The organism is Cellulomonas oligotrophica (assembly GCF_013409875.1).
Lineage (GTDB): Bacteria > Actinomycetota > Actinomycetes > Actinomycetales > Cellulomonadaceae > Cellulomonas > Cellulomonas oligotrophica.
Map to the genome: position 1 here is coordinate 3,845,276 of NZ_JACCBK010000001.1, position 24,338 is coordinate 3,869,613.

Below are 24,338 nucleotides of genomic sequence, written 5' to 3' on the forward strand. Positions count from 1 at the left end.
CGTCACGACGCGGGGCAGGGTGTCAGAGCCCGAGCTCCGCGAGCACGGGCAGCGCGTCGCGCACGACGGCCCGGGCGTGGTCGGCGCACGAGGACTCCACCGCGAGCCGGGCGAGCCGCCGGCAGACGTCGGAGGGCGTGGTCGCGAGCACCGCCGCGACGTCCGGCAGGGCCCTCGGCGTCATCGACAGCGACGTGACGCCCAGGCCCACGAGCACGACGGCCAGCGCCGGGTCGGCCGCCGCCTCGCCGCACACCCCGACGGGGCGGCCCTGCGCCGCGCCGCCCGCGCACGTCGCCTCGACGAGCCGCAGCACCGCCGGCTGCCACGCGTCCGACAGCCGCGCCACGGCACCGAGCAGCCGGTCGGCGGCCATCGTGTACTGCACGAGGTCGTTGGTGCCGATGCTCGCGAACGCCGCGTGCGCGAGCACCGGCCCGGCCAGCAGCGCCGCCGACGGCACCTCCACCATGACGCCCGCGGTCCCGAGCCCGTGCCGCGCGCACGCGGCCACGAACCCCTCGGCCTCCTCGACGGTCGCGACCATCGGCGCCATCACCCACGTCGTCGTGCCGGGGTGCGCGGCGGCCGCGGCGGCGATCGCGGTGAGCTGGTCCTCGACGACGTCGGGGTGCTCGCCGGCGATGCGCAGGCCGCGCACCCCCAGCGCGGGGTTGGTCTCCGGCGCCGCGTGCAGGAAGGGCAGCGGCTTGTCCGCGCCCGCGTCGAGCGTGCGGACGACGACCTTGCGCCCGTCGAAGGCGGCGAGCACGCGCCCGTACGCCGCCACCTGCTCCGCGACCGTGGGGGCCTCGGTGCGGTCCAGGAACGCGAACTCGGTGCGGAACAGGCCGACGCCCTGAGCGCCGGAGGCCGCGGCGGCCTCGGCCTCGGCCGGGTCGCCGACGTTGGCGAGCAGCTCGACGCGCACGCCGTCCGCGGTGCGCCCGTCGCCGTCGAACGTGCGCACCGCGGAGGTCGGGGCGAGGGCGCGGGCCACGTCCTCGTCGGCGGGGGCGACGGTCACGCGGCCGGCCGCGCCGTCGACCAGCAGCACGACGCCGTCGACGACGTCCGCGACGTCCGCGGCGACGACGGCCGGGATGCCGCGCGCCCGCGCCAGGATCGCCGTGTGCGACGTCGGCCCGCCGGCGACGGTGACCACGGCGAGCACGCGCGCGGGGTCGAGGGTCGCGGTGAGGGCCGGGGCGAGGTCGTGCGCGACGAGCACGTACGGCTCCGCCCGCGTCGGCAGACCGGGCACGGGTCGCCCCGTGAGCTCGGCGACGAGGCGGTCGCGCACGTCGGTCACGTCGCGCACCCGCTCGGCGAGGTACCCGCCGAGGGCGGCGAGCTGGGCGGCCACCTCGTCGGCGGCCTCCCACACCGCCCGCTCCGGCACCAGGTGCTCGGTGCGGACGCGGGCCTGGGCGTCGGACAGCAGCGACGGGTCGGCCGCCATGGTCGCGGTCGCGTGCAGCAGCTCGGCGCTCTCGCCCGTGGCGGCGTCCGCGGCGGCATCCAGCGCGGCGCGCACCCGCTCGGCGGCGTCGGCGACCTGTCCGGCGGCGGCCTCGACGTCGGCTCCCGGCCGGAGCCGGGCGCCCGCGGGGGGCTCGTGCACCGGGTCGGGCAGCAGGGCTGCGGGCCCGACCACGCGTCCGGGGCTCACGCCGATGCCGGTCACCAGCCGCGTCGCGGTCACGCAGGTCCTCCTCGAGGTCGTGACGTCGGGCGGCGGGGTGCCGACGACGTCGTCGGGACGCCCCGAGTCTGGCCCGCCGCCGCCGCGACCGCCAGCCTCGGCGCGCCGCGTCTGCGCGTCGCCACGGGGGAGCACGGCGCCGTCCGAGCGCGGTGGGACGAGGGTCCTGGTGCGGGGTAGCCTGAGCCGTACCGTCCGCCGGCGGGTGCGGCAGCCCGCGCCCGCGAGGCGACGTCGATGACCTCGGGGAGTGCCATTGAGCAAGGCAGAGCAGATCCTGGCCGCGCTGGGCGGGGAGGCCAACGTGGTCGACCTCGAGCCCTGCATCACGCGGCTGCGGGTCGAGGTGGGCGACGCCCAGCTGGTCGACGAGACCGCACTCAAGGCGAGCGGCGCGTTCGGCGTCGTGCGGTCGGGCCACATCGTGCAGGTCATCGTCGGCCCCGAGGCCGACAACCTCGCCGCCGAGCTCGACAGCCTGCGCTGAGGTGACCGCCGTCCGGCTGCACAGCCCCGTCGCCGGGGTGGTGCGGCCGTTGGCGGACGTCCCCGACGTGGTGTTCGCCGAGGCCGTGGTCGGTCCCGGCATCGCCGTGGAGCCCGACCGCACGGGCCGGCAGGACGTGCTGGCGCCCTGCGACGGCGTGGTGGGTGCCCTGCACCCGCACGCGTTCGCCCTCGAGCTGGCCGACGGCCGCTCGGTGCTCGTGCACGCCGGCATCGACACGGTGCGGCTCGCCGGGCTCGGCTTCGAGCTGCACGTGCAGCGCGGCGAGGCCGTGCGCACCGGTCAGCGGATGCTCTCGTGGTCGCCCGTGGACGTCGCGGCCGCGGGCCTGGCGACGATCTGCCCGGTCGTGGCCGTCCAGGCGGACGACGCCGTGCTCGTGCCGCTGGCGCCCGAGGGCGAGCACGTCGCCGCCGGCGCCCCCCTGCTCGACTGGCAGGACTGACCGCTCACCGCTGCCGACCGGCAGGGCCGACGCGTCGTGGCGTCAGCCCTGCCGATGGCCCGCTCATCGCGCCGGCGGCGGCTCCACGGCCCCGTGCACGGGCGTGTCCCGCGGGTCGCGTGTCCCGGCGGCGGCACCGGTGCCGTCGACCTGGGCGTCGTCCTCGGCCCCGGCGTCCCCTGGAGCAGCCTCGTCGCCCGTGCCGTCGCCCGGCGCCGCGGGGCTGACCACGGCGGTCGTCGCGTCGGCGTCCGCCCCCGTCGCCCGGGCGCGGTGCGCCTCCAGCGCGTCGCGCTGACCCGCCAGGGGCACGTCCGCCTCCTCGAGCACCTGCCGGACGGCGACGCGCAGCGCCCGCGCCACGCGCCAGTGCTCGCCGGCGACCGTGCGGACCTTGAGCCGCACGCGCACCGCCTCGGCCGTGAGGTTCTCGGCCGTCGTGATGGTCGGCGCGCCCTCGAGCACGGCGCCGAGGGAGTCGTCCGCCGCGACCTGCGCCGCGGCGATCTCCAGCAGGTCGCGGACCCGGTCCAGGTCCGCGAAGTAGTCGACGTCGAGCTCGACGACGGCCGTGCCGAAGCCCTGCGTCTTGTTGCCGACGCGCAGCATCGACCCGTTCGGCACGTACCAGAGCGTCCCGTCGCCGTCCCGCAGCCGCGTCACGCGCAGCCCCACGGCCTCGACGGTCCCGGTGGCCGGGCCGACATCGACGACGTCCCCGACCCCGTACTGGTCCTCCATGAGCATGAACATGCCGGACAGCACGTCCTTGACCAGGCTCTGCGCACCGAAGCCGACGGCGACGCCGACGATGCCCGCCGACGCGATGAACGGCGCCAGGTTGACCCCGAGCGTGTCCAGCACGAGCAGCACGGTGATCGACCCGACGAGGATCGACGCCGTCGAGCGCAGCACCGAGCCGATGGTCCGGGCCCGCTGGGCGCGGCGCGCGGTGGCCAGCGGCGACGCCTTGAGCAGCACGGTGCGCACGTCCGCCCCGCCGCGGGCCGTGCCACCCTCGCCGGTGTCCTTGAGCCCGAACGCCTCGCCCTCGGCGATGTGGTCGGCGACCGAGCCGATGACCCGCCGCAGCAGCGCCAGGGCCACCGTGCCGATCAGCACGATCAGGACGATCCGCAGCGGGATGCCCACGAACCAGTCCCACCACGCGGCCAGCCACTCGGTGGTGGTCTCGCTCGTGTCCTTCAGCCCCGGAGGGGTCACGTCGGGGGAGGACGACGCGGTCGGCTCGACGAACGCGGTGAGGGCGGTGACGAGCAGATGGTTCACGCGGCGCCCCCGGCCAGGCCCGTGCGGTCCGCGACGAACTGCAGCTGCTCGACCGAGAGGGCGATCGTCCGCGAGAGGGACCGGCCGCCGTGCCCGACACCCGTCTCGCGGCGCACCAGCACCGGGCGGGTCGCGGGGTCGGACGACGTCGCGTGCTGCAGCGCCGCCGCGAGCTTGCGCGCGTGCAGCGGGTCCACGCGCGTGTCTCCCTCGAACACCGTGAACAGCACCGCCGGGTACGCGGTGCCCTCGACCACGCGGTGGTACGGGGAGTACCCCAGCAGCCAGTCCAGCTCCTCGGGCACGCCCGCGTCGCCGTACTCCTCGGTCCACGTCACGCCCAGGCCGAACCGCTGGTACCGCACCATGTCGAGCAGCGGCGCCGAGCACACGGCCGCCGCCCACAGGTCCGGACGCTGCGTCACGGCCGCCCCCACGAGCAGCCCGCCGTTGGACCCGCCCCAGCAGGCGAGCTGCGCCGGCGTCGTCCAGCCCGCGGCGACGAGGTGCTCGGCGACCGCGTGGAAGTCGTCGAAGACGTGCTGCTTGGCGCCGCGCATGCCGTCGCGGTGCCACTGCTCGCCCTCCTCGCCGCCGCCGCGCAGGTTCGCCACCACGTACACCCCGCCGGCCTCGACCCACGCGAGCGTGGAGGCCGAGTACGCGGGGTCGAGCGAGACCTGGAAGCCGCCGTACCCGTAGAGCACCGTCGGCGCCGGGGCGAGCGGCCGGCCGTCGGCGTCGACCCGGTCGGCGCGCGCGAGCACGAACGCCCGGACCGTCGTGCCGTCGGCGGACGTGACCTCGACCTGCTGCGTGCGCACGGCCGGCAGGTCCGGCACCTGCCCGGGCGGGCTCGCCCACACCTCGACCGCGCCCGTGGTCGCGTCGTAGCGGTGCACGTGCGGGACGGTCACGTGGTCGGTGTACGAGAACCACACCGACGTGCCGCCGTCGGGGCGCGTGACCAGGCCGGACACCGACCCCAGCCCGGGCAGCGGCACGACGCCGGCGTCACCCGCGCGCCGCGCGCCCGTGACCGGGTCGTGCACGGTGACCTCGCTGACCGCGTGCCGCCGCCACGACGCGAGCAGGTGCGTGGGCGTCGTGGCGTCACCGCCGTCGTCCACCAGGGCGACGTCCTCGAGCACCGCCTCGGGGTCCTCGGGCAGCAGGGTCGTCCACGACGCGACGCCCGGCGCCGCGGGGTCCGTCACCGCGAGCCGCCCGCGCGGCGCGTCGAGGTCCGTGTGCACGTACAGGCGCCCGTCGCGCCCGACCCACGCGGCGACCTCGGCGTCCAGCCCGACGGCGACCTCGACGAACGTCGGCGAGGCGATCCCGCCGGGCGCGTGCAGGTCGGCGATCCACACGTCCGTGCGCGGTGCGGTGCCCGCGGACGCCGACACCAGCAGCCACCGCCCGTCCCGGCTGACGGACACCCCGTAGTAGTTCGTCATGTCCAGGCCTGCGCCGAACAGCTCGACGTCCTGCTCGGCCGGCGTGCCCACGCGGTGCAGCCACACGCGGCGGTGGTACTGCTTCTCGTCGTCCGGCAGGCCCTCGGGCGGCAGCCGGCGCACGTAGCAGAACGCCTCGCCGCCGGGCAGCCACGCCACGGGGGAGTACCGCGCCCGGTCGATCGGGCCGTCGACCAGCGCGCCCGTGGCGACGTCGAGCACGTGCAGCACGCTCTCCTCGGTGCCCCCGTGCGAGACCTGGTACGCCAGCAGGTCGCCCTCCTTCGACGGCTGCCACGCGTCGAGCGTCGTCGTGCCCGCCGGATCCAGCACCAGCGGGTCCACCAGCACGCGCTCGCGCTCGCCGCCCGCACCGTCGGGCTCGACGACCACGACGACCGCGTGCTCCTGGTCCCCGCTGCGGCGGGACACGAACCGCCGGTCCCCGCGCCACGCCGGCGCACCCACGAACCCCGCCCCAAGCAGCTCGCCCAGGCGGTCGCGCAGCCGGTTCGTCGCGAACGGGCCGGCAGCGGGCACCGCCCGCTGCCGGTACGCCGCGTACAGGGCGTCCTGCGCGGCCGACCACTCCTGCGTCACGGGGGAGTCCACGTCCTCCAGCGCCCGGTACGGGTCCGGCACGGCGCGGCCGTGCAGGTCCTCGACGAGGTCGGTGCGCGGGGCGGGCGGGTACGGGCTGGCGGCGGCGGGCGCGTCGGTCGTCACGGTCGCCAAGGCTACGTCGACCACCCGTGCGACCCGGCGTGCCCCGGCACCGGGCGGCGAGACGCGCGCCCGTGTCCGGGCAGGTCACCCCGGTCTCTGGCAGGATCGAGACGTGGCCCACGCCGACATCCCCGACGACCTGCTGCGGCTGGCCGCGGCCCACCAGGTCGAGCCCGACTACCGGGGGCACGACGGCCTGCAGCACCGCGCGTCCGCGGACACCGTGCGCAAGGTGCTCGCCGCCCTCGGCGTCGACGCCTCGACCCCCGAACGTGTGCAGCTCGCGCTCGCGCACGTCGAGAACATGCCGTGGCGCCGGGTGCTGCCGCCCGTCGTCGTCGTGCGGCAGGGACGGCACGCGCACGTGCCCGTGCACGTCACCCACGGCGACCCCGTGCGCGTGTGGGTCGAGATCGACCCCGAGGCCGGCGGCGGGCGCCGCGAGGTCCCGCAGGCCGACGTCGTCGTCGACCCCCGCACCGTCGACGGACGCCTCGTCGGCCGCGCGACCTTCACGCTGCCCGCCGACCTGCCGCTCGGCTGGCACGAGATGCACGCCGTCGGCCCGTCCGGGTCCGCGCACAGCCCCGTCGTCGTCACGCCCGACCGGCTCCACCTGCCCGAGGCCGTCGCCCAGGACCGGGCCTGGGGCCTGATGGCCCAGCTGTACTCCGTGCGCTCGCGGGCGTCCTGGGGAGTCGGCGACCTGGCCGACCTCGCCGAGCTGTGCTGGCTGGCCGGCGACCAGATGGGTGCGGACTTCGTGCTCATCAACCCGCTGCACGCCGCCGAGCCCGTCGAGCCCCTCACGCCGAGCCCGTACCTGCCGACGACCCGTCGGTTCGTGAACCCGCTGTACGTGCGCGTCGAGGACGTGCGCGAGGCCGGCTACCTCTCGGCCGCCGACCGCTCCCTCGTCGAGTGGGCCGCCGAGCCCGTGCTGCCCCTGGACTCCGACCCCGGGCCCATCGACCGCGACGTCGCCTGGGCGGCCAAGCGGGCCGCGCTCGAGGTCGTGTTCGCCCACCCGCGCTCGCCCGCGCGGCAGGCCGCGTTCGAGGCGTTCGTCGAGGAGCAGGGCGAGGGGCTGCGCACGTTCGCGCTGTGGTGCGCGCTGCTGGAGCGGCACGGACCCGTCGCCGGGTGGCCCGCGGAGCTGCGCGACCCTGCCTCGCCCGCGGTCGCGGCGGCCGCCGAGGAGCTCGCCGACCGGGTCGAGCTCTGGACGTGGCTGCAGTGGGTCGCCGACGAGCAGCTCGCGCGCGCCCAGCAGGCCGCCCGGGACGCGGGCATGGCCATCGGCGTGATGCACGACCTCGCCGTGGGCGTGCACCCCGAGGGCTCCGACGCGTGGGCGCTGCAGGACGTGCTGGCCACCGGCGCGTCGGTCGGCGCCCCGCCGGACATGTACAACCAGCAGGGCCAGGACTGGTCGCAGCCGCCGTGGGACCCCACCGCGCTGGCCCGCGCCGCGTACCGGCCGTACCGCGACATGCTCCGCACCGTGCTGCGGCACGCGGGCGCCGTCCGCGTCGACCACGTCATCGGCCTGTTCCGGCTGTGGTGGATCCCCCAGGGCAACGGCGCCGCCGACGGCGCGTACGTGCGCTACGACCACGAGGCCCTCGTCGGCATCCTCGCCCTCGAGGCGCACCGCGCCGGTGCCGTCGTCATCGGTGAGGACCTCGGCACCGTCGAGCCGTGGGTGCGCGACTACCTGGCCGACCGGGGCGTGCTCGGCACGTCCGTGCTGTGGTTCGAGCAGGACGTGCACGGCGCGCCCCTGCCCCCCGAGCACTACCGCCCCCTGGTGCTGGCCACGGTGACCACGCACGACCTGCCCCCGACCGCCGGGTACCTCGCCGGTGAGCACGTCGCGCTGCGCGAGCGTCTCGGGCTGCTCACCCGCCCCGCGCCCGAGGTGCGGGCCGAGGCGTTCGCCGAGCGCGACCGCATGCTGGCGGCGCTGCGCCAGCGCGGGCTGCTCGGCGAGGACGCCTCCGAGCGGGAGGTCGTCGAGGCCCTGCACCGGTGGGTGCTGGCCACGCCGTCGCGCCTGGTCGGGGTGTCCCTCGCCGACGCCGTGGGCGAGCGACGCGCCCAGAACCAGCCGGGCACCGACCAGGAGTACCCGAACTGGAAGATCCCGCTCGCCGACGGCTCCGGCCACGTGGTGCTGCTCGACGACCTCGCGAGCAACGCCCGGCTGCGCTCGCTGGCCCGTGTCATGCAGCGGTGAGCGCAGCCCGCACACGGGTCCGCCGGCCGTGAGCGCGCGGCGCCTGCGCGTCGTCGGCACGTCCGGGTCGGGCAAGACGACGCTCGCGCGCGAGGCCGCCCGCCGCCTCGGCGTGCTGCACGTCGAGCTCGACGAGGTGGTGTGGCAGCCCGGCTGGGTCAAGCGCGACGCCGTCGAGGCCCTCGCCGACCTGCGCGCCCGCCTCGACGGGTCGCCGCGGGGCTGGGTCGTCGACGGCAACTGGGAGACCCTGCTCGGCCCCGGCATGCCCGCGCCCGACGCTCTCGTGTGGCTGGACTACCCGCGGCGCACCGTCATGGCCCGGGTGCTGCGCCGCACGCTCGCGCGCGGCCTGCTGCGCACCGAGCTGTGGAACGGCAACCGCGAGGACCTGCGCAACCTGCTGCGCCCCGAGCCCGAGGAGAACGTCGTGCTCTGGGCGTGGACCTCGCACAACCGCGTGGCGCACCGGTACGCCGCCCGCGCGGCAGCGGGGGAGCCGGTCGTGCGGCTGCGCAGCCCCCGCGAGGCCCGCGCCTGGCTGCGCACGCTGGCACCCGTGCCCCCAGGACCTGCCGACAGCTGACGTGCTGTGCTCGCTTCCGCACGACGGGGCGCTCAGGTGCCGACACGGGAGCCGTCGGCGCCACGCCTGACGGCCCCCGTCGCTGCGGTCAGCGTCCGCGCAGGCCCGAGGCGAGTGCGGCGTCGGTCTCCTCGAGGGTGGTGGCGGTGGTCTGGAGGTACTGGGAGAGGCTCGTCAGGGAGGAGACGACCTCGGTGGCGCCGGCGGTGAAGCGCTCGTAGGACTCGCCGAAGGCGACGGAGGCCTGGTCGGTGACGAACCCGGAGGAGATCAGCGAGGCGATGTAGGCCTTGAGCTCGTTGAGCTTGGTGGTGATCTCGTCCTGGCCGGTGGTCAGGCGCGTGGCCGCGGTGCGGATGTCCTGGTAGCTGACGTTGAGGTTGCTCATCGGGGTCCTCCGTGTGGTGGTGTGCGGTCACGATAGCGACCGTCGTGGGTGTGTCCTGCTGGGGTCATGCGCCCGGCGTTCGACGGGCTGGGTGGGGGATCTGCACGAGTCGGGTCCTGCCTGCCTCGACCCAGACGCCGCGTCCGGGTGGGTAGGTGGCGCGGGAGGCGCGGGGGAAGGGGACGCGGAAGAGGGTGTCTCCGTCGTGTGTCTCGGGTGCGAGGACCAGGCCGCGACGGGTGTTGCGGACCTCGGCGATCAGGGGCCATCCCGACGCCCAGGTCGGGGTCTCGCCCTCGGCGATGACGAGGTGTCCGTTGCGTCGCGCCGACTTGATGAGTGAGAGCAGCGGTGTTTCGGCGGTTGTGCCGATCCATTCGCCCAGCGCTTCGATGACCAGGACCAGTGGCGTGCCGTCGGGGTCGTGGGCGGCGGTCTGCGCCAGGTCGCGGGCGAGGTCTGTGGCGTCGGCCTCGTTCGTCGCGGTCGACTCCCAGATGGTGTCGAGTGCGGCGGGTGAGCGGCGGGACCCGAGGTAGACCGCCCGGGCGCCGGGTAGCGCGGCGGTGACGGCCTGGGCCAGCCAGGTGAGTGTCGTCGACCGGCCGGAGCCGGGCGACCCTGCGACGAGGAAGGCGCCGCTGGGGTCGAACGTGATGGGTGTGAGGGTGTCTCCGGCCAGGCCGAGAACGGGTTTGCCTGCGAGGGTGCTGGGGATCTCGCTGGTGGTGAGCACCGTCGGGAGGCGACCGATCGCGGGTGCGGGGGTCTCGTCGGCCGGGACGGTCCGCGACAGTGCGCGGGCTTGGGCTGCCGGGTCTGTGGAGCCTGCGGGGACCGCGACCTGCAGCTCGGAGGTGGTGCCGGCGACGACGGCGCGTCCTGGCGGTGACGTGGGGGTCAGGGCGTCGCGGGGCACGTCCATCTGCAGGTAGGCGGCCTCGTCGGTCTGGCGCAGGACGAGGCGGTAGCCCAGTGACGGCCCCCACGTCGTGGGGATCGCCGAGGGGCGTTCGGCGGTCGCGGCCAGGTGCACGCCCAGCGGGCGCCCTTCGGTCACGACTCGGCCGATCCCGGACCACAGGTGCTGGTGGGTGAGGTCGGTCTCGTACGCGTCCCGGAGGGCGCCGAGCCCGTCGATCAGCAGCAGGATGCGGGGCAGGTCCTGGCCGGTCTTGGCCCGGTGGTCCGTCAGCGTCGAGGCGTGCGCTGCGGCGAACGCGGCTGCGCGTTCGTCCAGGGTCTCGTGCAGCAGGCGTACGAGCCTGGCGACGCGTTCGTGGTCGTCGGCGTCGATGATCGATCCGACCCTGGGCAGGGGCGTGAGCATGTCCAGGCCGCCGGAGGACGCGTCGATGCCGTAGACGTGCACGGGGCCGGGTGTCGCGACGGCGAGCGTGCGCAGCGTCGTCGACTTGCCTGAGCCGCTGGTGCCGTGCACGACGAGGGACCCGTGGGTGTCGGGGTCCCAGCTCACCGCATGCTGCGCCTGCTCCTCGGGGACGTCGACGACGCCGAACGCGACTGCGGGCGCGGCGGGCAGGTCCTGCAGGTCGTAGGTGGGGGCGAGCTCGGGCAACCACGGCCGTGCCGGCGGGCGCACACCGGCGGACTCGGCAGCGACCCGGATGGTGGCCACGACGCGGGAGATGTCGGACGGGCCGTTGCTGGTGGAGGCGTCGCCGGGGACGTCGAGAGGTGTGCCGGGGCCGAAGTCGAGCGTGGCGAGCTCGACGGTCGGGCGCGGTGGGGTGGGCGGTGTGTGGCCGCCGGCGTACGCGGCCTGGAAGATCGCGACACGGTCCGGTCCCGTGCGCACGGCCCCGCGGCCGGGGATGGCGGGGTCGAACGCCGCGGCGACGTCGGTCCCGAGCACGTCGGTCGAGTCGTGCTCGTCGGCGACCCGCAGGGCGACGCGCAGGTTGGTGTTCGCGCGGAGGTTGTCGCGGATGACGCCCGCGGGGCGTTGGGTCGCCAGGATCAGGTGCAGCCCCAGGGACCGACCGCGTTGGGCGACGTCGATCATCCCGTCGACGAACTCCGGGACGTCGGAGACCAGCGCGGCGAACTCGTCGACGACGATCACCAGCGCCGGTGGCGTGTCGGGGTCACCGGTGCGTTCGAGGGTGAGCAGGTCCTTGGCGCCCTTCGCGGCCAGGAGCTTCTCGCGTCGACGCAGCTCGGCGCGCAGCGACGTCAGCGCCCGCCGGACCAGGTGCGGGGTGAGGTCGGTGACCAGGCCCACGCAGTGCGGCAGGTGCACGCAGTCGGCGAACGCGGCGCCGCCCTTGTAGTCGACCAGCAGGAACGTGACACGGTCGGGGGAGTGGGTCGCCGCCATCGCCAGCACCCAGGACTGCAGGAACTCGGACTTGCCGGAGCCGGTCGTGCCTCCGACCAGTGCGTGCGGTCCTTGCTCGCGCAGATCGAGGACGAAGTCCCCGTCGGCTCCGGCGCCGACCACGGCCCGCAGGGTCGCGTCGGTGGTGCGGCGGGTGCGGGCGGCGTCGCGGTCGATGAGGGAGCCGGTCTGGTTCCACCGGTCGATGACGGCCGCGGGCTGGTCCGCCAGGTCGTGGCCGGCGACCTGGAGCCAGGTGACCTGGCGGGGCACGTCCGACTCGTCGAGGGTCGGGGCACCGGCATCGACGAACGACGCCAGGTGCCGGGACAACGACGCGACGGCTGCGTCGTCGAGCCGCGGGGGGTTCGCCGCCCGCCACGACCGCTCGGCGGTCGACCCGACCCTGGGCCCGTCGGGGCCGGCGTCGAGGTCGACAAAACGCGTGCAGGCCGCGGGCAGGTCGCTGACGCGGTCGCCCGACCACAGCACGTGGATCCCCGCCGCGGGGCCGTCCTCGGCGAGCCGGACCAGCCGGCCCCGCTCGGCCGGTGTGTCGTTCTCGACCAGGACGACGAGCACGGGGAAGCGGCTCGCGCGGGTCGTCAACCGCTCAGCGACGAGCTCCTCCAGGCGGGTGAGCAGCACCCGGGCGGGTGCTGGCCCGGACGCCAGATGGGCGCTGCTGACGTGCGGGAGCCACTTGAGCCAGTCCCACGTCCGGGCCGTGCGCCGGGACGCGAACGCGGCGACCTGCAGATCCGCCGGTGAGTGCAGCGCGACCAGCTGCGCCAGGACAGCGCGCATGACGGCGTCACGGTCCACGCCTGCGACACCGAAGGCCCCCGCCTGCGGGATCGAGACCAGGTGCGGCACGTCCGAGACGTCTGCCAGCCCGCTCACTGTGCTCTGCAGGTCGGCCCAGACCTCGGGCAGCGCACGTCCGCGCGGGGGCAGGACGATCCGGGTCCGCGAGGTGTCAGCGCCCAGGCCGAGGTGCACGGTCGCGAACGTGTCGTCCGTCCGCCGGCGTGACCACAGCACCGGTGTCGCGTCGAGGGCGGCCCGCAGCGCCGTCCACGTGTCGGGCTCCTCCTCGCGCCGCTGGCGCTGCTCGAGCTCGTGCGCGGCGGTGACGTCGTCGGTCAGATCCTGCAGCGCGGTACGGAACCGGGTCGTGGCGTCCTTGAGCTGCTGGCGGTCCCGCAGCTTCTTGTCCAACCACGTCCCGGCGGCCAGCAGCGGCGCCAGGCCCACGAACACCAGCGAGAGCACCGACCGTGTCACCGCGTACAGGGCCAGGCCCATGGCGGCCGGGGCCACCATCGCCACCCACGGGAACCGGCCCGGCGCAGGCGGCTCCGGGGGAGCCGGCGCCTGGACCTCCCGCTCGGGGTACCGGGGCACGACCCGCGGCGACCGGTTGAACCGCGTCACCCCGCCCGCGGCGACGGTCGCCGGGTCCACCAACCAGTCGAACCGCAGCACGCTCTCACCCAGGACGACGTCCTGCCCCGGGCTCAGCGGGGCCCGGTCGACCCGACCACCGTCGACCAGCACACCGTTCAGCGAGCCGGTGTCCGCCACCGTCACCCGGTCGGACACCACGAACCGGGCGTGCCGGTTCGAGACCTGCAGGTCCGCGAGCCGCACGTCGGCGCCGCTCCCACGGCCCACGGTCCACACCCCTGCCGGCAGATCCACGACCAGACCGGTCGCCGGGCCCGCGACGGCCTGGAGCCGTACGAGCGCCGGTGCGCCTGTGCCTGCCGTGACGAACCGTGCCGCCCCGTCGGTCACTGTAACGGTGCTGCCCGAACGCACCCCGGAGTCCGGCAGCGGCGTATCCGGGCGCAAGAGCGCACCACGCGCTCCGTCCGAACCGATGACCTGCAGCGTCGGCGTCGGCGTAGCCGGTACGGCGTCGGACCGGACGAGGGCGGTCGCGACGTCCCCGACGGACGCTGCGGCATCGGTGCCGACGACGACGTCCAGCGCCGACGACCCCCGCAGCACGGTCAGACGCGTCCTCACCTTGCCCCCTTCCAGGAGTCCGAGCCGCACCTCGGGTATACGTCGACAGGCGGATCCGCGGTCGATGGTGCCATGTCCTGCGACCCGCTCGTCGCTCGTGCGGTCGACCGGGTGACCTGCAGGTCAGCGGTTTGGCAACCCCTTCGCCGATGCTGTAACAAGGGCGCTGACCAGCAGAGCGGGGGCAGTTCGTGACCGGGAACCTACGTGTGGAGACCAGCGTGCTGGCGTCCTCCGGCGATCGTCTGATCGCCCAGGCGTCCACACTCAGCGGCGCCACCGCCTCCACCGTTGCCGCGTCCGCGGGGGCTCTCGGGCACAGCAGCCTCGAGCACGCGGTCGGGCAGTTCGCACGGCGCTGGGCCACGGGCCTGACCGCCCTGGCCACCGACCTGCACGAGGCGGGCACCGCGCTCGGCGGGGTCGCGACCACGTTCGAGCAGGTCGACGCCCGAGTGGCCTCGGCGGCCCGGCAGATGCTGCGGTGAGCGTGCTGACGCAGTCCCTGGCCCGCACCACCGACGGCACAGCCCTCATCCCCGGCGACCCGGTCGCGATCCGCGCCGACGCCGCCCGCATGGAAGGGCTCGCCACCGACCTGAGCACCTGTGGCGCGGCGGTCTCCTGCACTGACCTGTCGGGCTGGACGGGCGCCGCGCACGACGCCTACGTCGCCGGCCAGGGCGACCTCGCCACCCGCCTCGCGGTCGCCGCCACGAGCATGCGCTCGGCAGCGACCGCGCTGAGCCAGTACGCGGCCGTGGTCGAGCAGGCCCAGTTCGAGGCCGGGCTGTACGCCCGCCGGTGGCACAACGCCGCCGCGTGCGTCGTGCCCGAGCCCGGGGTCCTCGGACCGACGTTGGCGCCCGAGCAGATCAACGCCCAGGCCCAGTACGACCAGCTCACCTCGGCCGTCGACGCGGTCGCCCGGTCCACCGCCGCGCTCGTCGAGGCCGCGACGGTCGACGCCCCGATCAACCCCGGCTTCTGGAACGCCGTCGGGTACGCGGTCACCCACCTCGGTCACGGCGTCGTCGACACCGGCGCCGCGGCGTGGATGTTCGTCCGTGACCAGAACATGATCCGCTGGCTCTACGACCCCGCCGGTGCGGTGGAGGTCCGCAAGGAGACGGTCGAGAACCTCCTCATCGCGATCCAGGACCCCCGCCAGTTCGTCGCCAGCCTCATCGACCTCGACACCTGGCGCAACGACCCCTGGCGCGCCGCCGGCCGACTCCTGCCCGACCTCGCCCTCGCCCTCTACACCGGCGGCACGGTCACCGCGGCCGTGCGCGGCGCGCGCGCCGGATCCCAGGTCAGCATGCCCGCAGCGTTCCGTGGCGCAGTCGCCGGAGGCGCACGAGCCACCTGGGCGAACTCCACCCTCGTCGCGGCCAGCCGCGCGATGTCGACCTCGGTCTCCGGCTTCTGGAACGGCCGCGTCCTGGCCATCAACTGGGCCGACGACACCGGGATGCTCGACATCACCGCGTTCTACCCCAACCCGCGCACACCCAGCACCGCCGCCGCACGCATCGCCGATGCGGAGCGGCAGATCCTGCGCTTCGAGGGTACGAATCGTCAGTACGTGGCAACGATGATCGAAGGTCGCCGGTTCAACTTCGCCCGCGAGGGCGGTTACGACTTCGATGAAGTGACCATCCGCCAACCGGACGGTACCTACCGGTACCTGGACAGCTACACACCGGGTGAGGCGGTGGTCTCGCGAAAGACCACGCAGCTTGCTGCGGTGTCTGAGGGCCGTGTGCGTGACATCATCGACGAGTTCGACAAGAAGTATCGCCCAGACAGCGAGGACTTCGTAATTGCGGATACCCCGGTTAATCGCGTGAAGTTCGCGGACTCGCCGCAACTGCTAGGCAAGCCGGTCGAAGGGCGTATGGTACTGGAAGTGCCCGTCCAGGCCGCCGACGTACCGGCCTGGGCCCGACAGTACGCTGCCGATCGTTCGGTGCTAATCCGAGACGCGGCTGGCAACGAGCTCAACCGCGTTGAATTGGACGCCCGGGACTTGGAGGATTAGACCGTGATCGGTAGCATCCGCTATGCCGACTACTGGACTGAAGAACGAGCAAACTCGGCGACGACATGGCTCGACGTCGAGGAGGCTAAGCGGCGATATGAGACGGGCGATGCCGCCTTCACCGCGCTGGTCTGGCCTCGAGGCAGTGAAGTTCGTGGCCGACCGAGGTGCGCGATCAATTTCGGCCAGAGTCGACGGGTCCGAGTCGTGTTCCTCAACGAGCACGGTTCTCGCGTCAAGACGGTTGAGTATGACTGGCGCGATGGACGCCTCTGGCGTTGGATAACTACAGACTACGAATATCCAAATGATGAACGCAGGTACGCGTTCGACAGGGCTACGGAACGCGTCACGGCGACTTTTGAACCCAACGGCGACGCCAGGGTGGAGATCGTCGATAGGGTTGCTGCTCCTCAGGAGAAGCAGGTGATCACCTTCGAGGACGCACCCGTTCAGAACTTCTGGCTCGACCGCCCTCCGTTCGAGGCGTGGGGAGACCTTCTCAATCCCGAGTATGGCATCCCTGATCCACCTGAGGGTCGTAGCGTCCGGCTGGGCCCGCTGATCGAATGACTGCCGGTGGTGGGTGATCGAGGACCACACCGGCCTTGTACGCCTTGTACTCAGAGTCGACAGTGGTGGTCGTGACGTGACGGGTCGGGATGGTGTCTCGCAAGGTCCGTCACGCCGACTACTGGACGGAGAGTCGAAGCCTGTCGGTCACGACCTGGATCGAGTTTGACGAGGCTAAGCGCCGCGAAAATGCGGACCGACTCGACCTTCACTGCCGCGCGGAGTGCGATGGCTGGTGACGGGGAGGAGCGTTCTGTGGTGAGCAACATCCGATACGCAGACTATTGGACCGAAGGTCGCGCGTACTCGGCTACTTCGTGGATCGACGCCGAAGAGGCCAGGCGCAGGTACGAAGTCGGAGACGAGGCGTTCACAGCGGTCATCTGGCCTGACTCCGGCGAAGAAGCAGGGCGCCCCCTGGCCGCTGTGAGCATCGGCCAGAGTCGAAGGGTCGGCGTCATCTTCCTTGATGAGCATGGAACTCGAAAGAGAAGTGTCGACTACGACTGGCGAGATGGCCGGCTCTGGCGGTGGATCACCACAGATTTCGAGTACCCGGATGACTCCCGCCGCTACCGGGTCGATCGGGCGACGAGGGTCATCAAGGCAAAGTTTGAACCGAACGGTAATGCCAGGGTGGAAATCCGCGACAGGATCGCTTCTCCCAACGAGAAAGATGTGGTCACGGCCGAGGAGGTCCCCGTCCAGGGATTCTGGCTCGACAGGCCTCCATTTGGCGAATGGAGCGACCTGCTCAATCCCGACTACGGCGTCTCCGAGCCTCGACCGGCCAATCCGCTCTGAATTGTCTCGCTGAGTAAATGGAGCCGGGTGAAGGGGATGATCGTTTCCAGGCCCACCGAGGGTGATCTGCCCGTCTCGCTCGACGACCTGGGGGCAGCAGCTCGGGAGCGATGGGGGGCGTGGGTCACGGAACGGCACACGTCTGTCGTCCCCAACGCGGTCCTCACACTTGAGGTGGAGCCCCCCGGCGAGCCGGAGTTCACGGTCGAGGTGATGCGAGGTCCTCGATCGATCAACCTGGACGGGACGCCGGTGCAGAACTACGCCACGGCGGCGTGGTTGAGGTCGCTGATGCCTGCTGATGCCCCGCGGGTGATCGTGTTCGACGATGCGTGGTCGATGCACGCGGACCTGACGTACGGGTGCACGGCGGAGGGCCTGCGGGCGGGCACCGTGGACCACTCCGTCCCGGGGTGGGACGCAGGGGATCCGGACCTCTACTGAGGGTCGCAGGCTCGTCGTCTGCGCGGCCCGGTTCCGCGGACCCCTGACACGCCGCGACCCCCGACCGCCCGGTGGGGTGGTCAGGGGTCGCGGTGGTGCGGTCAGGCGCGGGCGCGGTCCGCCTCCTGGGCGGCGACGGCGCGGCGCACGCCGTCGCGGGCCTCGGCGACCAGGCGGCGCAGCGCGGCCGGGGCGTCGGGGTGCGCGGCCAGCCACGCGTCCGTCGCGGCGAGCACGTCCACCGACGCGTCCCCGGCCAGGTCGGTCGGGAACATCCCGACGACGACGTTCTGCGCCATCTCGCTGGTCTTGCCGGCCCACACGTCCTCGAGGGCGTCGAAGTACGGCGCGACCCACGGCACGAGCAGCGCCGTGTCGTGCACGCGGCCGAAGCCGGCGATGGTCGCGGCCTGCAGCGCGTTCGGCAGCTCGTCGCCGGTGACGACCTGCGCCCAGGCGCGCTCCTTGGCCTCCGGCGTCGGGACGGCCGCACGGGCCGCGGCGGCGGCGCGCTGACCGGTCGCGGTCGCGTCCGTCGAGAGCTGGGCCGCGATCTGCGTCTCGTCCGCGCGCCCGCCCGCCACGAGGGACGTCAGCAGCTCCCACCGCAGGTCCGTGTCGACCGTGAGGCCGTCGAGGACGGTGCGCCCGTCGAGCAGGTCCGCCACCGCGTCGAGCTGGGCGGCGGTGGAGGCGCGGCCCGCGAACGCCTTGACCAGCTGCAGCTGCTGGTCCGAGCCCGCCGGAGCGGCCTGCGCGAGCGCGAGGAGCCGGTCGGCGGCCGCGACCTGCGTGGCCGCGCGGTGCTCGGGGGCGACGTACAGGTCCAGGGTCGACGCGAGCTGGCGCAGCAGCACCAGGACCACCGACGAGTCGGTCTCGTGCGCCACGTTGCCCAGCACCAGGTCGACGAAGTCGCGCCCGGGGGTCTCGCCGTCACGGGTCGCGTCCCACGCCGCCGCCCACACGAGCGTGCGCGGCAGGGAGTCGGTGAACGCCCCGAGGTGGGCGATCGCCGTGGCCATCGAGCGGTCGTCGAGGCGGACCTTGGCGTAGGCGAGGTCGTCGTCGTTCACCAGCACGAGCGCCGGCCGCGGCCGGCCCACGAGCTCGGGGACCTCGGTGCGGTCGCCGTCCACGTCGAGCTCGACGCGCCACGTGCGCACCAGGCGCGGTGCACCGTCGACGTCGTGCACGTCGTACCCGCCGACCGCCAGGCGGTGCGGTCGCTGCACGGGGTGCTCGGCGGGCACCTCCTGGAGCACGGCGAACGATGTGATGACGCCCGCATCGTCCGTGCCGATCTCGGGCCGCAGCAGCGTCACGCCGGCCTTCTCCAGCCACAGGCCCGACCACGCCGAGAGGTCGCGCCCGCTCGTGGCCTCCAGCTCGGTCAGCAGGTCGCGCAGCTGGGTGTTGCCCCACGCGTGCTTGGCGAAGTACTGCCGCACGCCGGCGAAGAAGTGCTCCTGCCCGACCCACGACACGAGCTGCTTGAGCACCGACGCGCCCTTGGCGTACGTGATGCCGTCGAAGTTGACCTCGACGTCCTCCAGGTCGCGCATGTCCGCGACGATCGGGTGCGTCGACGGCAGCTGGTCCTGGCGGTACGCCCAGGACTTCTCCAGCGAGGAGAACGTCGTCCACGCCGTCGTCCAGCGGGTGGCCTCGGCCGCCGCGAGCGTCGACGCGTACTCCGCGAACGACTCGTTCAGCCACAGGTCGTCCCACCAGCGCATCGTCACGAGGTCGCCGAACCACATGTGCGCGAGCTCGTGCAGGATCGTCACCGCACGCCGCTCGACCGTCGCGTCGGGCACCTTGGACCGGAACACGTACGACTCGAGGAACGTCACCGCGCCCGCGTTCTCCATGGCCCCGGCGTTGAACTCCGGCACGAAGAGCTGGTCGTACTTGGCGAACGGGTACGGGTGGTCGAACGCCTCCTCGAAGAACGCGAAGCCGCGCCGCGTCACGTCGACGATCTCGTCGGTGTCCAGGTGCGGGGCCAGCGACGCCCGGCAGTACACGCCCAGCGGGATCGTGCGGCCGTCGCTGCTCGTGAGCTCGCGGTGCTCGCCGTGGTACGGCCCGGCGACGACGGCGGTGACGTACGAGGCCAGGCGCGGCGTCGTCTCGAACCGCCACACGGCCGTGCCGGCGTCCTTGCCGCCGTTGAGGTTGCGCCCGCCCTCGACGGGCTCGGGCTCCCCGACCTGCGGGTAGTTCGACACCACGGTCCAGTGCGCGGGGGCCGTGACGGTGAACGTGAACGTCGCCTTGAGGTCGGGCTGCTCGAACACCGCGAAGACGCGGCGGGAGTCGGCGACCTCGAACTGCGAGTACAGGTAGACCTCGTCGTCGACCGGGTCGACGAACCGGTGCAGGCCCTCGCCGGTGTGCATGTACGCGCACTCGGCGACGACGAGGAGCTCGTTCTCCTCGGCCAGGCCGTCCAGGCGGATGCGGGAGTCGGCGACGACGTCGGCCGGGTCGAGCGCGCGCCCGTTGAGGACGACCTCGTGCACGGCCGGTGCGATCAGGTCGATGAACGTGCTGGCCCCGGGCGTCGCGGAGAACCGCGCCACCGTGCGGGAGACGAACGTCTTCGGGCTGGTCGTCAGGTCCAGCGCGACGTCGTACGAGCGGGTGGTGACCAGCGAGGCGCGCTCGGCGGCCTCCGCACGGGTGAGGTTCTCTCCGGGCACGACAGGCAGCTCCGTTTCACGATGTGGGCGACGCCGACGATCATGCCACCCGTTTCGCCCGCCGCCGGATCGGCAGGCAGACTCGGGTCGTCCGCCCCCGCGGACCCGCCGTACGAGGAGGAGAGCTGCCGATGAGCGTGCCCGTCGTGGACTTCTGGTTCGACCCCGCCTGCCCGTGGGCGTGGATGACCTCACGGTGGATGGACGAGGTCGCGGCGCACCGGGACGTGGACGTCCGCTGGCACGTCATGAGCCTGTCGGTCCTCAACGAGGGCCGGGACCTGCCCGAGCGCTACCGCGACCTGATGGACGACTCGTGGGGTCCCGTGCGGGTGCTCGTCGCCGCGGCCCGCGACCACGGCGACCAGGTGCTCAAGCCGCTGTACGACGCCCTCGGCACGCGCCGGCACCCGGGCGGGCGCACCGACACCGCGGCGATCGTCGCGGAGTCCCTCGCCGAGGTGGGGCTGCCGGCCTCCCTCGCGGACGTGGCCGGCACCGACGAGGTCGACGACCTGCTGCGCGCCTCGCACGCCCGCGCGATCGACCTGGTCGGCGACGAGGTCGGGACGCCGGTCGTCGCGATCGACGGCGTCGGGTACTTCGGCCCCGTCGTCACCCCCGCCCCGCGCGGCCAGGCCGCCCTCGACCTGTTCGACGGGCTCGTGCTCATGACCCGCGTGCCCGGGTTCTACGAGCTCAAGCGGACCCGCACCCAGGGCCCCGTGCTGACCGTCGACCCGCCGGCCTGACGGTGTCCACGACCGGACTCTGACCGACCCGTGACGGGCGGGCGAACCGGGCGAAAGGCGCAGATCGCCCCGCTGGTCTGGGATGATGCATGACCGTCGTGACCGAGGTCCGGTGCGGCGGACGAGGGAGGCTTCGATGGGCTCGGGTGCCCGCGGCGGGCTGAGCAGGCCCATGCTGCTGTTCATCGTGATCGACGCGCTGCTCGTGCTGACGTTCCTCATCCTGCTGGGCACCATCGGGGTGAACCCCGGCGGCGGCCCGACGGACGGGCCGTCGACACCGGCGGCGACCGCCACCGCGTCGGCCGACCCGGAGGACGTCGACGACGTCGCGTTCGCGCTGCCGTCCGGGAACATCGCCTGCACGATGGGCGCCGGCGGGGTGCGGTGCACGATCGCGAGCTACACGTACTCGCCGCCCACCGTCCCGGGCTGCTCCGGCACCGTCGGGCACGCGGTCGCGCTTGACGCCGAGGGCTTCCGGTTCACGTGCGAGGACGGCACCCCCGGCGCGGCGTCGTCGGACGTGCCGGTGCTGGAGTACGGCGAGCAGGAGAGCGTCGGAGCCTGGACCTGCGGGTCCGGCACCGACGGCGTCACGTGCACCGACGCCGACGGCGCCGGCTTCCGGCTGGCCCGCGCGCAGTGGACCGAGGTGCCCTGACCCCGGGGCGCCCACGGGCACGTCCGGGCGCTCCCGGTGAGCACGGCGCAGCCCCCGACCCGGACGGGTCGGGGGCTGCGCGCATCGGTGGGCGCCCGACCTACCAGATGCGCACCCGGTCGGCCGGGTCCAGCCACAGGGCGTCGCCCGGCTGCACGTCGAACGCCGCGTAGAACTCCGGCAGGTTCCGCACCACGCCGTTGCAGCGGATCTCGTCGGGGGAGTGCGGGTCGGTCGCCAGGCGGCGCACCAGGTCCTCGTCGCGCATCTTCGTGCGCCACACCCGCGCCCAGCTGAGCAGCACCCGCTGCACGCCCGTGCGCCCGTCGATCACCGGCGCGTCCTCCAGCGGGCCGCCCAGCGCGATCGCGTACGCCTGGAGCGCGATCGCCAGGCCGCCGAGGTCGCCGATGTTCTCGCCCACCGTCAGCGCGCCGTTGACGCGGTGCTCGTCCGAGAGCTGCGCGGGGGAGTAGCCGCCGTACTGCTCGACGAGCGCGGTCGTGCGCTTCTCGAACTCCGCACGGTCCGCGGCCGTCCACCAGTCCTCGAGGCGGCCCGTGCCGTCGTACTTGCTGCCCTGGTCGTCGAACCCGTGCCCGATCTCGTGCCCGATGACCGCGCCGATGCCGCCGTAGTTCACCGCGTCGTCCGCGTCGGCGTCGAAGAACGGCGGCTGCAGGATCGCCGCGGGGAAGACGATCTCGTTCATGCCCGGGTTGTAGTACGCGTTGACGGTCTGCGGCGTCATGAACCACTCGTCGCGGTCGATCGGCCGCCCGATCTTGCCCAGCTCGCGGTCCTGCTCGAAGGCGTGCGCCCGGCGGACGTTGCCGAGCAGGTCGTCGGCGCGCACCTCCAGGGCCGAGTAGTCGCGCCAGCGCACCGGGTAGCCGATCTTCGGCGTGAACGCCTCGAGCTTGGCCAGCGCCTTGGCGCGGGTCTCCTCGCCCATCCAGTCCAGCGCGGAGATCGAGCGGCGGTACGCCTCGACGAGGTTCGCGACCAGCTCGTCCATCCGGGCCTTGTGGCCCGGCGGGAAGTGCCGCTCGACGTAGACCTTGCCGACCGCCTCGCCGAGGCAGCCCTGCACCAGCCCGACGCCGCGCTTCCAGCGCTCGCGGACCTCCTGCGCGCCGGTCAGGGTGCGGCCGTAGAAGTCGAAGTTCGCCTGCACGAGCGCGTCGGTCAGGTACGGCGCCCGCGCGGAGACCACGTGGTACGTCAGCCACGCGCGCCAGTCGTCCAGCGGCACCTCGTGCCACGCCCGGGCGAAGCCCTGCAGGTACGACGGCTCGCGCACGACGAGCTGCTCGACGGCGGCCGCGGGGGCACCCAGCGCGTCGGCCCAGGCGACCCAGTCGAACTGCGGCGCGTCGACGGCCAGCTGCGCGAGCGTCGTCGGGTTGTACGTGAGGTCCGCGTCCCGGTCCTTGACGAGGTCCCAGTGCGCGGCCGCCAGGCGCGTCTCCAGCGCGACCACCCGCTGCGCGAGGTCCTGCGGGTCGCCGGCCGCGACGACGCCGGAGACCTCCGCCACCAGGCCGAGCATGCGTGCCACGTGCGGGGTGTACGCCTCGAGCACCGCCGCGTACTGGGCGTCGCGGTAGTACGCCTCGTCGGGCAGGCCCAGGCCGGACTGCGTCAGGTGCACGACGTACCGCGTCGGGTCCTTCGCGTCGTTGTCGACCCAGAACGCCGTCGCGTCGGCGCCGCCCGTGCGCTGCAGCGCACCGAGCACGCGGACGAGCTCCGCGGAGGTGGTCGCGGCGTCGACGCCCGCGAGGTCGGCGCGCAGCGGCTCCAGGCCGGCGGCCTCGACCGCGTCGGCGTCCATGAAGCTGGCGTACAGCGCGCCGATCTTCGCCTGCTCCTCGCCGCCGTCCGGGTCGGCCCCGGTGATGATGTCGCGGACCTGCAGCTCGGCCTGGTCGTAGAGCTCGCGGAACGCCCCGTCCGCGCTGCGGTCGGCGGGGATCACGTGCGCCGCCTGCCACCGGCCGTTGACGTGGGCGTACAGGTCGTCGCCCGGGCGCACGCCCGGGTCGAGGTCGGTCAGGTCGAGTCCGCTGCGGGTCATGCCCGACAGCCTACGAAAGCCCCGCGCCCGGCGCGTGGACGCGCGGACGGCGGGCCCCGCGGGCTGCGGCAGGATGGGTGCCATGCGCATCCACGTCGCCGCCGACCATGCCGGGTACGAGCTCAAGGTCGCGCTCGTCGAGCACCTGCGCGCCGCCGACCACGAGGTCGTCGACCACGGTGCCCACGAGTACGACGCCCAGGACGACTACCCGTCGTTCTGCTTCGCCGCCGGGGAGGCCGTCGTGGCCGAGCCCGGGTCGCTCGGCGTCGTGATCGGCGGCTCCGGCAACGGCGAGCAGATCGCCGCCAACAAGGTCGCGGGCGTGCGGGCCGCGCTCGCGTGGAACGCGGACACCGCGCGCCTGGGCCGTCAGCACAACGACGCGAACGTCGTGGCGATCGGCGCGCGGCAGCACTCGGTCGACGAGGCCCTCGAGCTGGTCGACGCGTTCGTGGCGGAGCCCTTCAGCGGGGACCCGCGCCACCAGCGCCGCATCGACCAGCTCGCGGCCTACGAGTCCGCGCGCTGAGCCGCTGCGCCGCGG

The 24,338-nt window shown here is 73.8% G+C and carries 19 protein-coding genes; 12 read left to right on the plus strand and 7 right to left on the minus strand.

All coding sequences use genetic code 11. The features are described 5' to 3' along the window. Positions 1 to 22: 22 nt before the first annotated feature. On the minus strand, positions 23 to 1,705 hold the full coding sequence (ptsP, locus tag BKA21_RS17645) for a phosphoenolpyruvate--protein phosphotransferase (RefSeq protein WP_179625401.1): 1,683 nt from the start codon (positions 1,703 to 1,705) through the stop codon (positions 23 to 25). A gap of 256 nt (positions 1,706 to 1,961) precedes the next feature. On the opposite strand from ptsP, the gene BKA21_RS17650 reads away from it, so the two are divergent. Then, a complete protein-coding gene (locus tag BKA21_RS17650; protein ID WP_140460252.1) occupies positions 1,962 to 2,192 on the plus strand; it encodes a PTS sugar transporter subunit IIB in 231 nt (76 codons plus the stop codon). 1 nt (position 2,193) lies between these two features. Further along, entirely contained in the window at positions 2,194 to 2,658 is a 465-nt protein-coding gene (locus BKA21_RS17655) for a PTS sugar transporter subunit IIA (RefSeq protein ID WP_140460253.1), read from the plus strand. A 63-nt stretch (positions 2,659 to 2,721) separates the two neighbouring features. Here the strand turns inward: BKA21_RS17655 and BKA21_RS17660 are convergent, their stop codons facing one another. Together BKA21_RS17660 and BKA21_RS17665 are read right to left on the minus strand one after the other, a co-directional pair. Next, positions 2,722 to 3,948, minus strand: coding sequence for a mechanosensitive ion channel family protein (locus tag BKA21_RS17660; protein ID WP_239072888.1), 1,227 nt, complete (start codon positions 3,946 to 3,948; stop codon positions 2,722 to 2,724). Beyond that, positions 3,945 to 6,134, minus strand: coding sequence for a prolyl oligopeptidase family serine peptidase (locus BKA21_RS17665; RefSeq protein WP_140460254.1), 2,190 nt, complete (start codon positions 6,132 to 6,134; stop codon positions 3,945 to 3,947). Before BKA21_RS17665 ends, BKA21_RS17660 begins: the two co-directional genes overlap by 4 nt. Positions 6,135 to 6,246: 112 nt before the next feature. Between BKA21_RS17665 and malQ the strand changes: the two genes are divergently transcribed. Then, on the plus strand, positions 6,247 to 8,373 hold the full coding sequence (gene malQ / locus BKA21_RS17670; protein WP_140460255.1) for a 4-alpha-glucanotransferase: 2,127 nt from the start codon (positions 6,247 to 6,249) through the stop codon (positions 8,371 to 8,373). 28 nt (positions 8,374 to 8,401) lie between these two features. Beyond that, a complete protein-coding gene (locus BKA21_RS17675) occupies positions 8,402 to 8,959 on the plus strand; it encodes an AAA family ATPase (RefSeq protein WP_140460256.1) in 558 nt (185 codons plus the stop codon). 88 nt (positions 8,960 to 9,047) lie between these two features. Here the strand turns inward: BKA21_RS17675 and BKA21_RS17680 are convergent, their stop codons facing one another. Together BKA21_RS17680 and BKA21_RS17685 are read right to left on the minus strand one after the other, a co-directional pair. Beyond that, positions 9,048 to 9,347 carry a WXG100 family type VII secretion target gene (locus BKA21_RS17680; RefSeq protein ID WP_140460257.1) on the minus strand — a complete coding sequence of 100 codons (300 nt, stop codon included), beginning with the start codon at positions 9,345 to 9,347 and terminating at the stop codon, positions 9,048 to 9,050. Between the two features lie 64 nt (positions 9,348 to 9,411). Further along, positions 9,412 to 13,722, minus strand: a complete 4,311-nt coding sequence (locus BKA21_RS17685) for a type VII secretion EssC family protein (protein ID WP_140460258.1) — start codon at positions 13,720 to 13,722, stop codon at positions 9,412 to 9,414. A gap of 209 nt (positions 13,723 to 13,931) precedes the next feature. Here BKA21_RS17685 and BKA21_RS17690 point away from each other — a divergent pair, with 209 nt between their 5' ends. From BKA21_RS17690 to BKA21_RS17710, 5 genes are all read left to right on the plus strand, one after another. Next, positions 13,932 to 14,210 (plus strand): hypothetical protein, encoded by a 279-nt coding sequence (locus tag BKA21_RS17690; protein WP_140460259.1) that lies wholly within the window; start codon positions 13,932 to 13,934, stop codon positions 14,208 to 14,210. Then, positions 14,207 to 15,766, plus strand: coding sequence for a WXG100 family type VII secretion target (locus BKA21_RS17695; protein ID WP_140460260.1), 1,560 nt, complete (start codon positions 14,207 to 14,209; stop codon positions 15,764 to 15,766). The genes BKA21_RS17690 and BKA21_RS17695 overlap by 4 nt, the downstream gene beginning before the upstream one ends. Positions 15,767 to 15,769: 3 nt before the next feature. Further along, entirely contained in the window at positions 15,770 to 16,339 is a 570-nt protein-coding gene (locus BKA21_RS17700) for a hypothetical protein (protein ID WP_140460261.1), read from the plus strand. 255 nt (positions 16,340 to 16,594) lie between these two features. After that, entirely contained in the window at positions 16,595 to 17,143 is a 549-nt protein-coding gene (locus tag BKA21_RS17705; protein WP_140460262.1) for a hypothetical protein, read from the plus strand. Between the two features lie 27 nt (positions 17,144 to 17,170). Then, positions 17,171 to 17,587 (plus strand): hypothetical protein, encoded by a 417-nt coding sequence (locus BKA21_RS17710; RefSeq protein WP_140460263.1) that lies wholly within the window; start codon positions 17,171 to 17,173, stop codon positions 17,585 to 17,587. Positions 17,588 to 17,688: 101 nt separating this feature from the next. On the opposite strand, the gene pepN is transcribed toward BKA21_RS17710, so the two are convergent. Continuing rightward, positions 17,689 to 20,295 (minus strand): aminopeptidase N, encoded by a 2,607-nt coding sequence (gene pepN / locus BKA21_RS17715; protein ID WP_140460264.1) that lies wholly within the window; start codon positions 20,293 to 20,295, stop codon positions 17,689 to 17,691. A 131-nt stretch (positions 20,296 to 20,426) separates the two neighbouring features. Between pepN and BKA21_RS17720 the strand changes: the two genes are divergently transcribed. Both BKA21_RS17720 and BKA21_RS17725 read left to right on the plus strand, forming a co-directional pair. Further along, a complete protein-coding gene (locus tag BKA21_RS17720; protein ID WP_140460265.1) occupies positions 20,427 to 21,047 on the plus strand; it encodes a mycothiol-dependent nitroreductase Rv2466c family protein in 621 nt (206 codons plus the stop codon). A 172-nt stretch (positions 21,048 to 21,219) separates the two neighbouring features. Continuing rightward, positions 21,220 to 21,711: a hypothetical protein gene (locus BKA21_RS17725; protein ID WP_179625402.1), complete on the plus strand. Its 492-nt coding sequence runs from the start codon at positions 21,220 to 21,222 to the stop codon at positions 21,709 to 21,711. Between the two features lie 100 nt (positions 21,712 to 21,811). Here the strand turns inward: BKA21_RS17725 and BKA21_RS17730 are convergent, their stop codons facing one another. After that, on the minus strand, positions 21,812 to 23,791 hold the full coding sequence (locus BKA21_RS17730; protein WP_140460267.1) for a M13 family metallopeptidase: 1,980 nt from the start codon (positions 23,789 to 23,791) through the stop codon (positions 21,812 to 21,814). Between the two features lie 82 nt (positions 23,792 to 23,873). Here BKA21_RS17730 and BKA21_RS17735 point away from each other — a divergent pair, with 82 nt between their 5' ends. Further along, positions 23,874 to 24,323: a ribose-5-phosphate isomerase gene (locus BKA21_RS17735; protein WP_140460268.1), complete on the plus strand. Its 450-nt coding sequence runs from the start codon at positions 23,874 to 23,876 to the stop codon at positions 24,321 to 24,323. Positions 24,324 to 24,338 lie beyond the last annotated feature (15 nt).

Excerpts from the sequence above, each read along its gene's own strand:
- BKA21_RS17730 (WP_140460267.1), bottom strand. The coding sequence starts at position 23,791 with ATGACCCGCAGCGGACTCGACCTGACCGACCTCGACCCGGGCGTGCGC.
- BKA21_RS17735 (WP_140460268.1), top strand. The coding sequence starts at position 23,874 with ATGCGCATCCACGTCGCCGCCGACCATGCCGGGTACGAGCTCAAGGTC.
- BKA21_RS17725 (WP_179625402.1), top strand. The coding sequence starts at position 21,220 with ATGCTGCTGTTCATCGTGATCGACGCGCTGCTCGTGCTGACGTTCCTC.
- BKA21_RS17680 (WP_140460257.1), bottom strand. The coding sequence starts at position 9,347 with ATGAGCAACCTCAACGTCAGCTACCAGGACATCCGCACCGCGGCCACG.
- BKA21_RS17720 (WP_140460265.1), top strand. The coding sequence starts at position 20,427 with ATGAGCGTGCCCGTCGTGGACTTCTGGTTCGACCCCGCCTGCCCGTGG.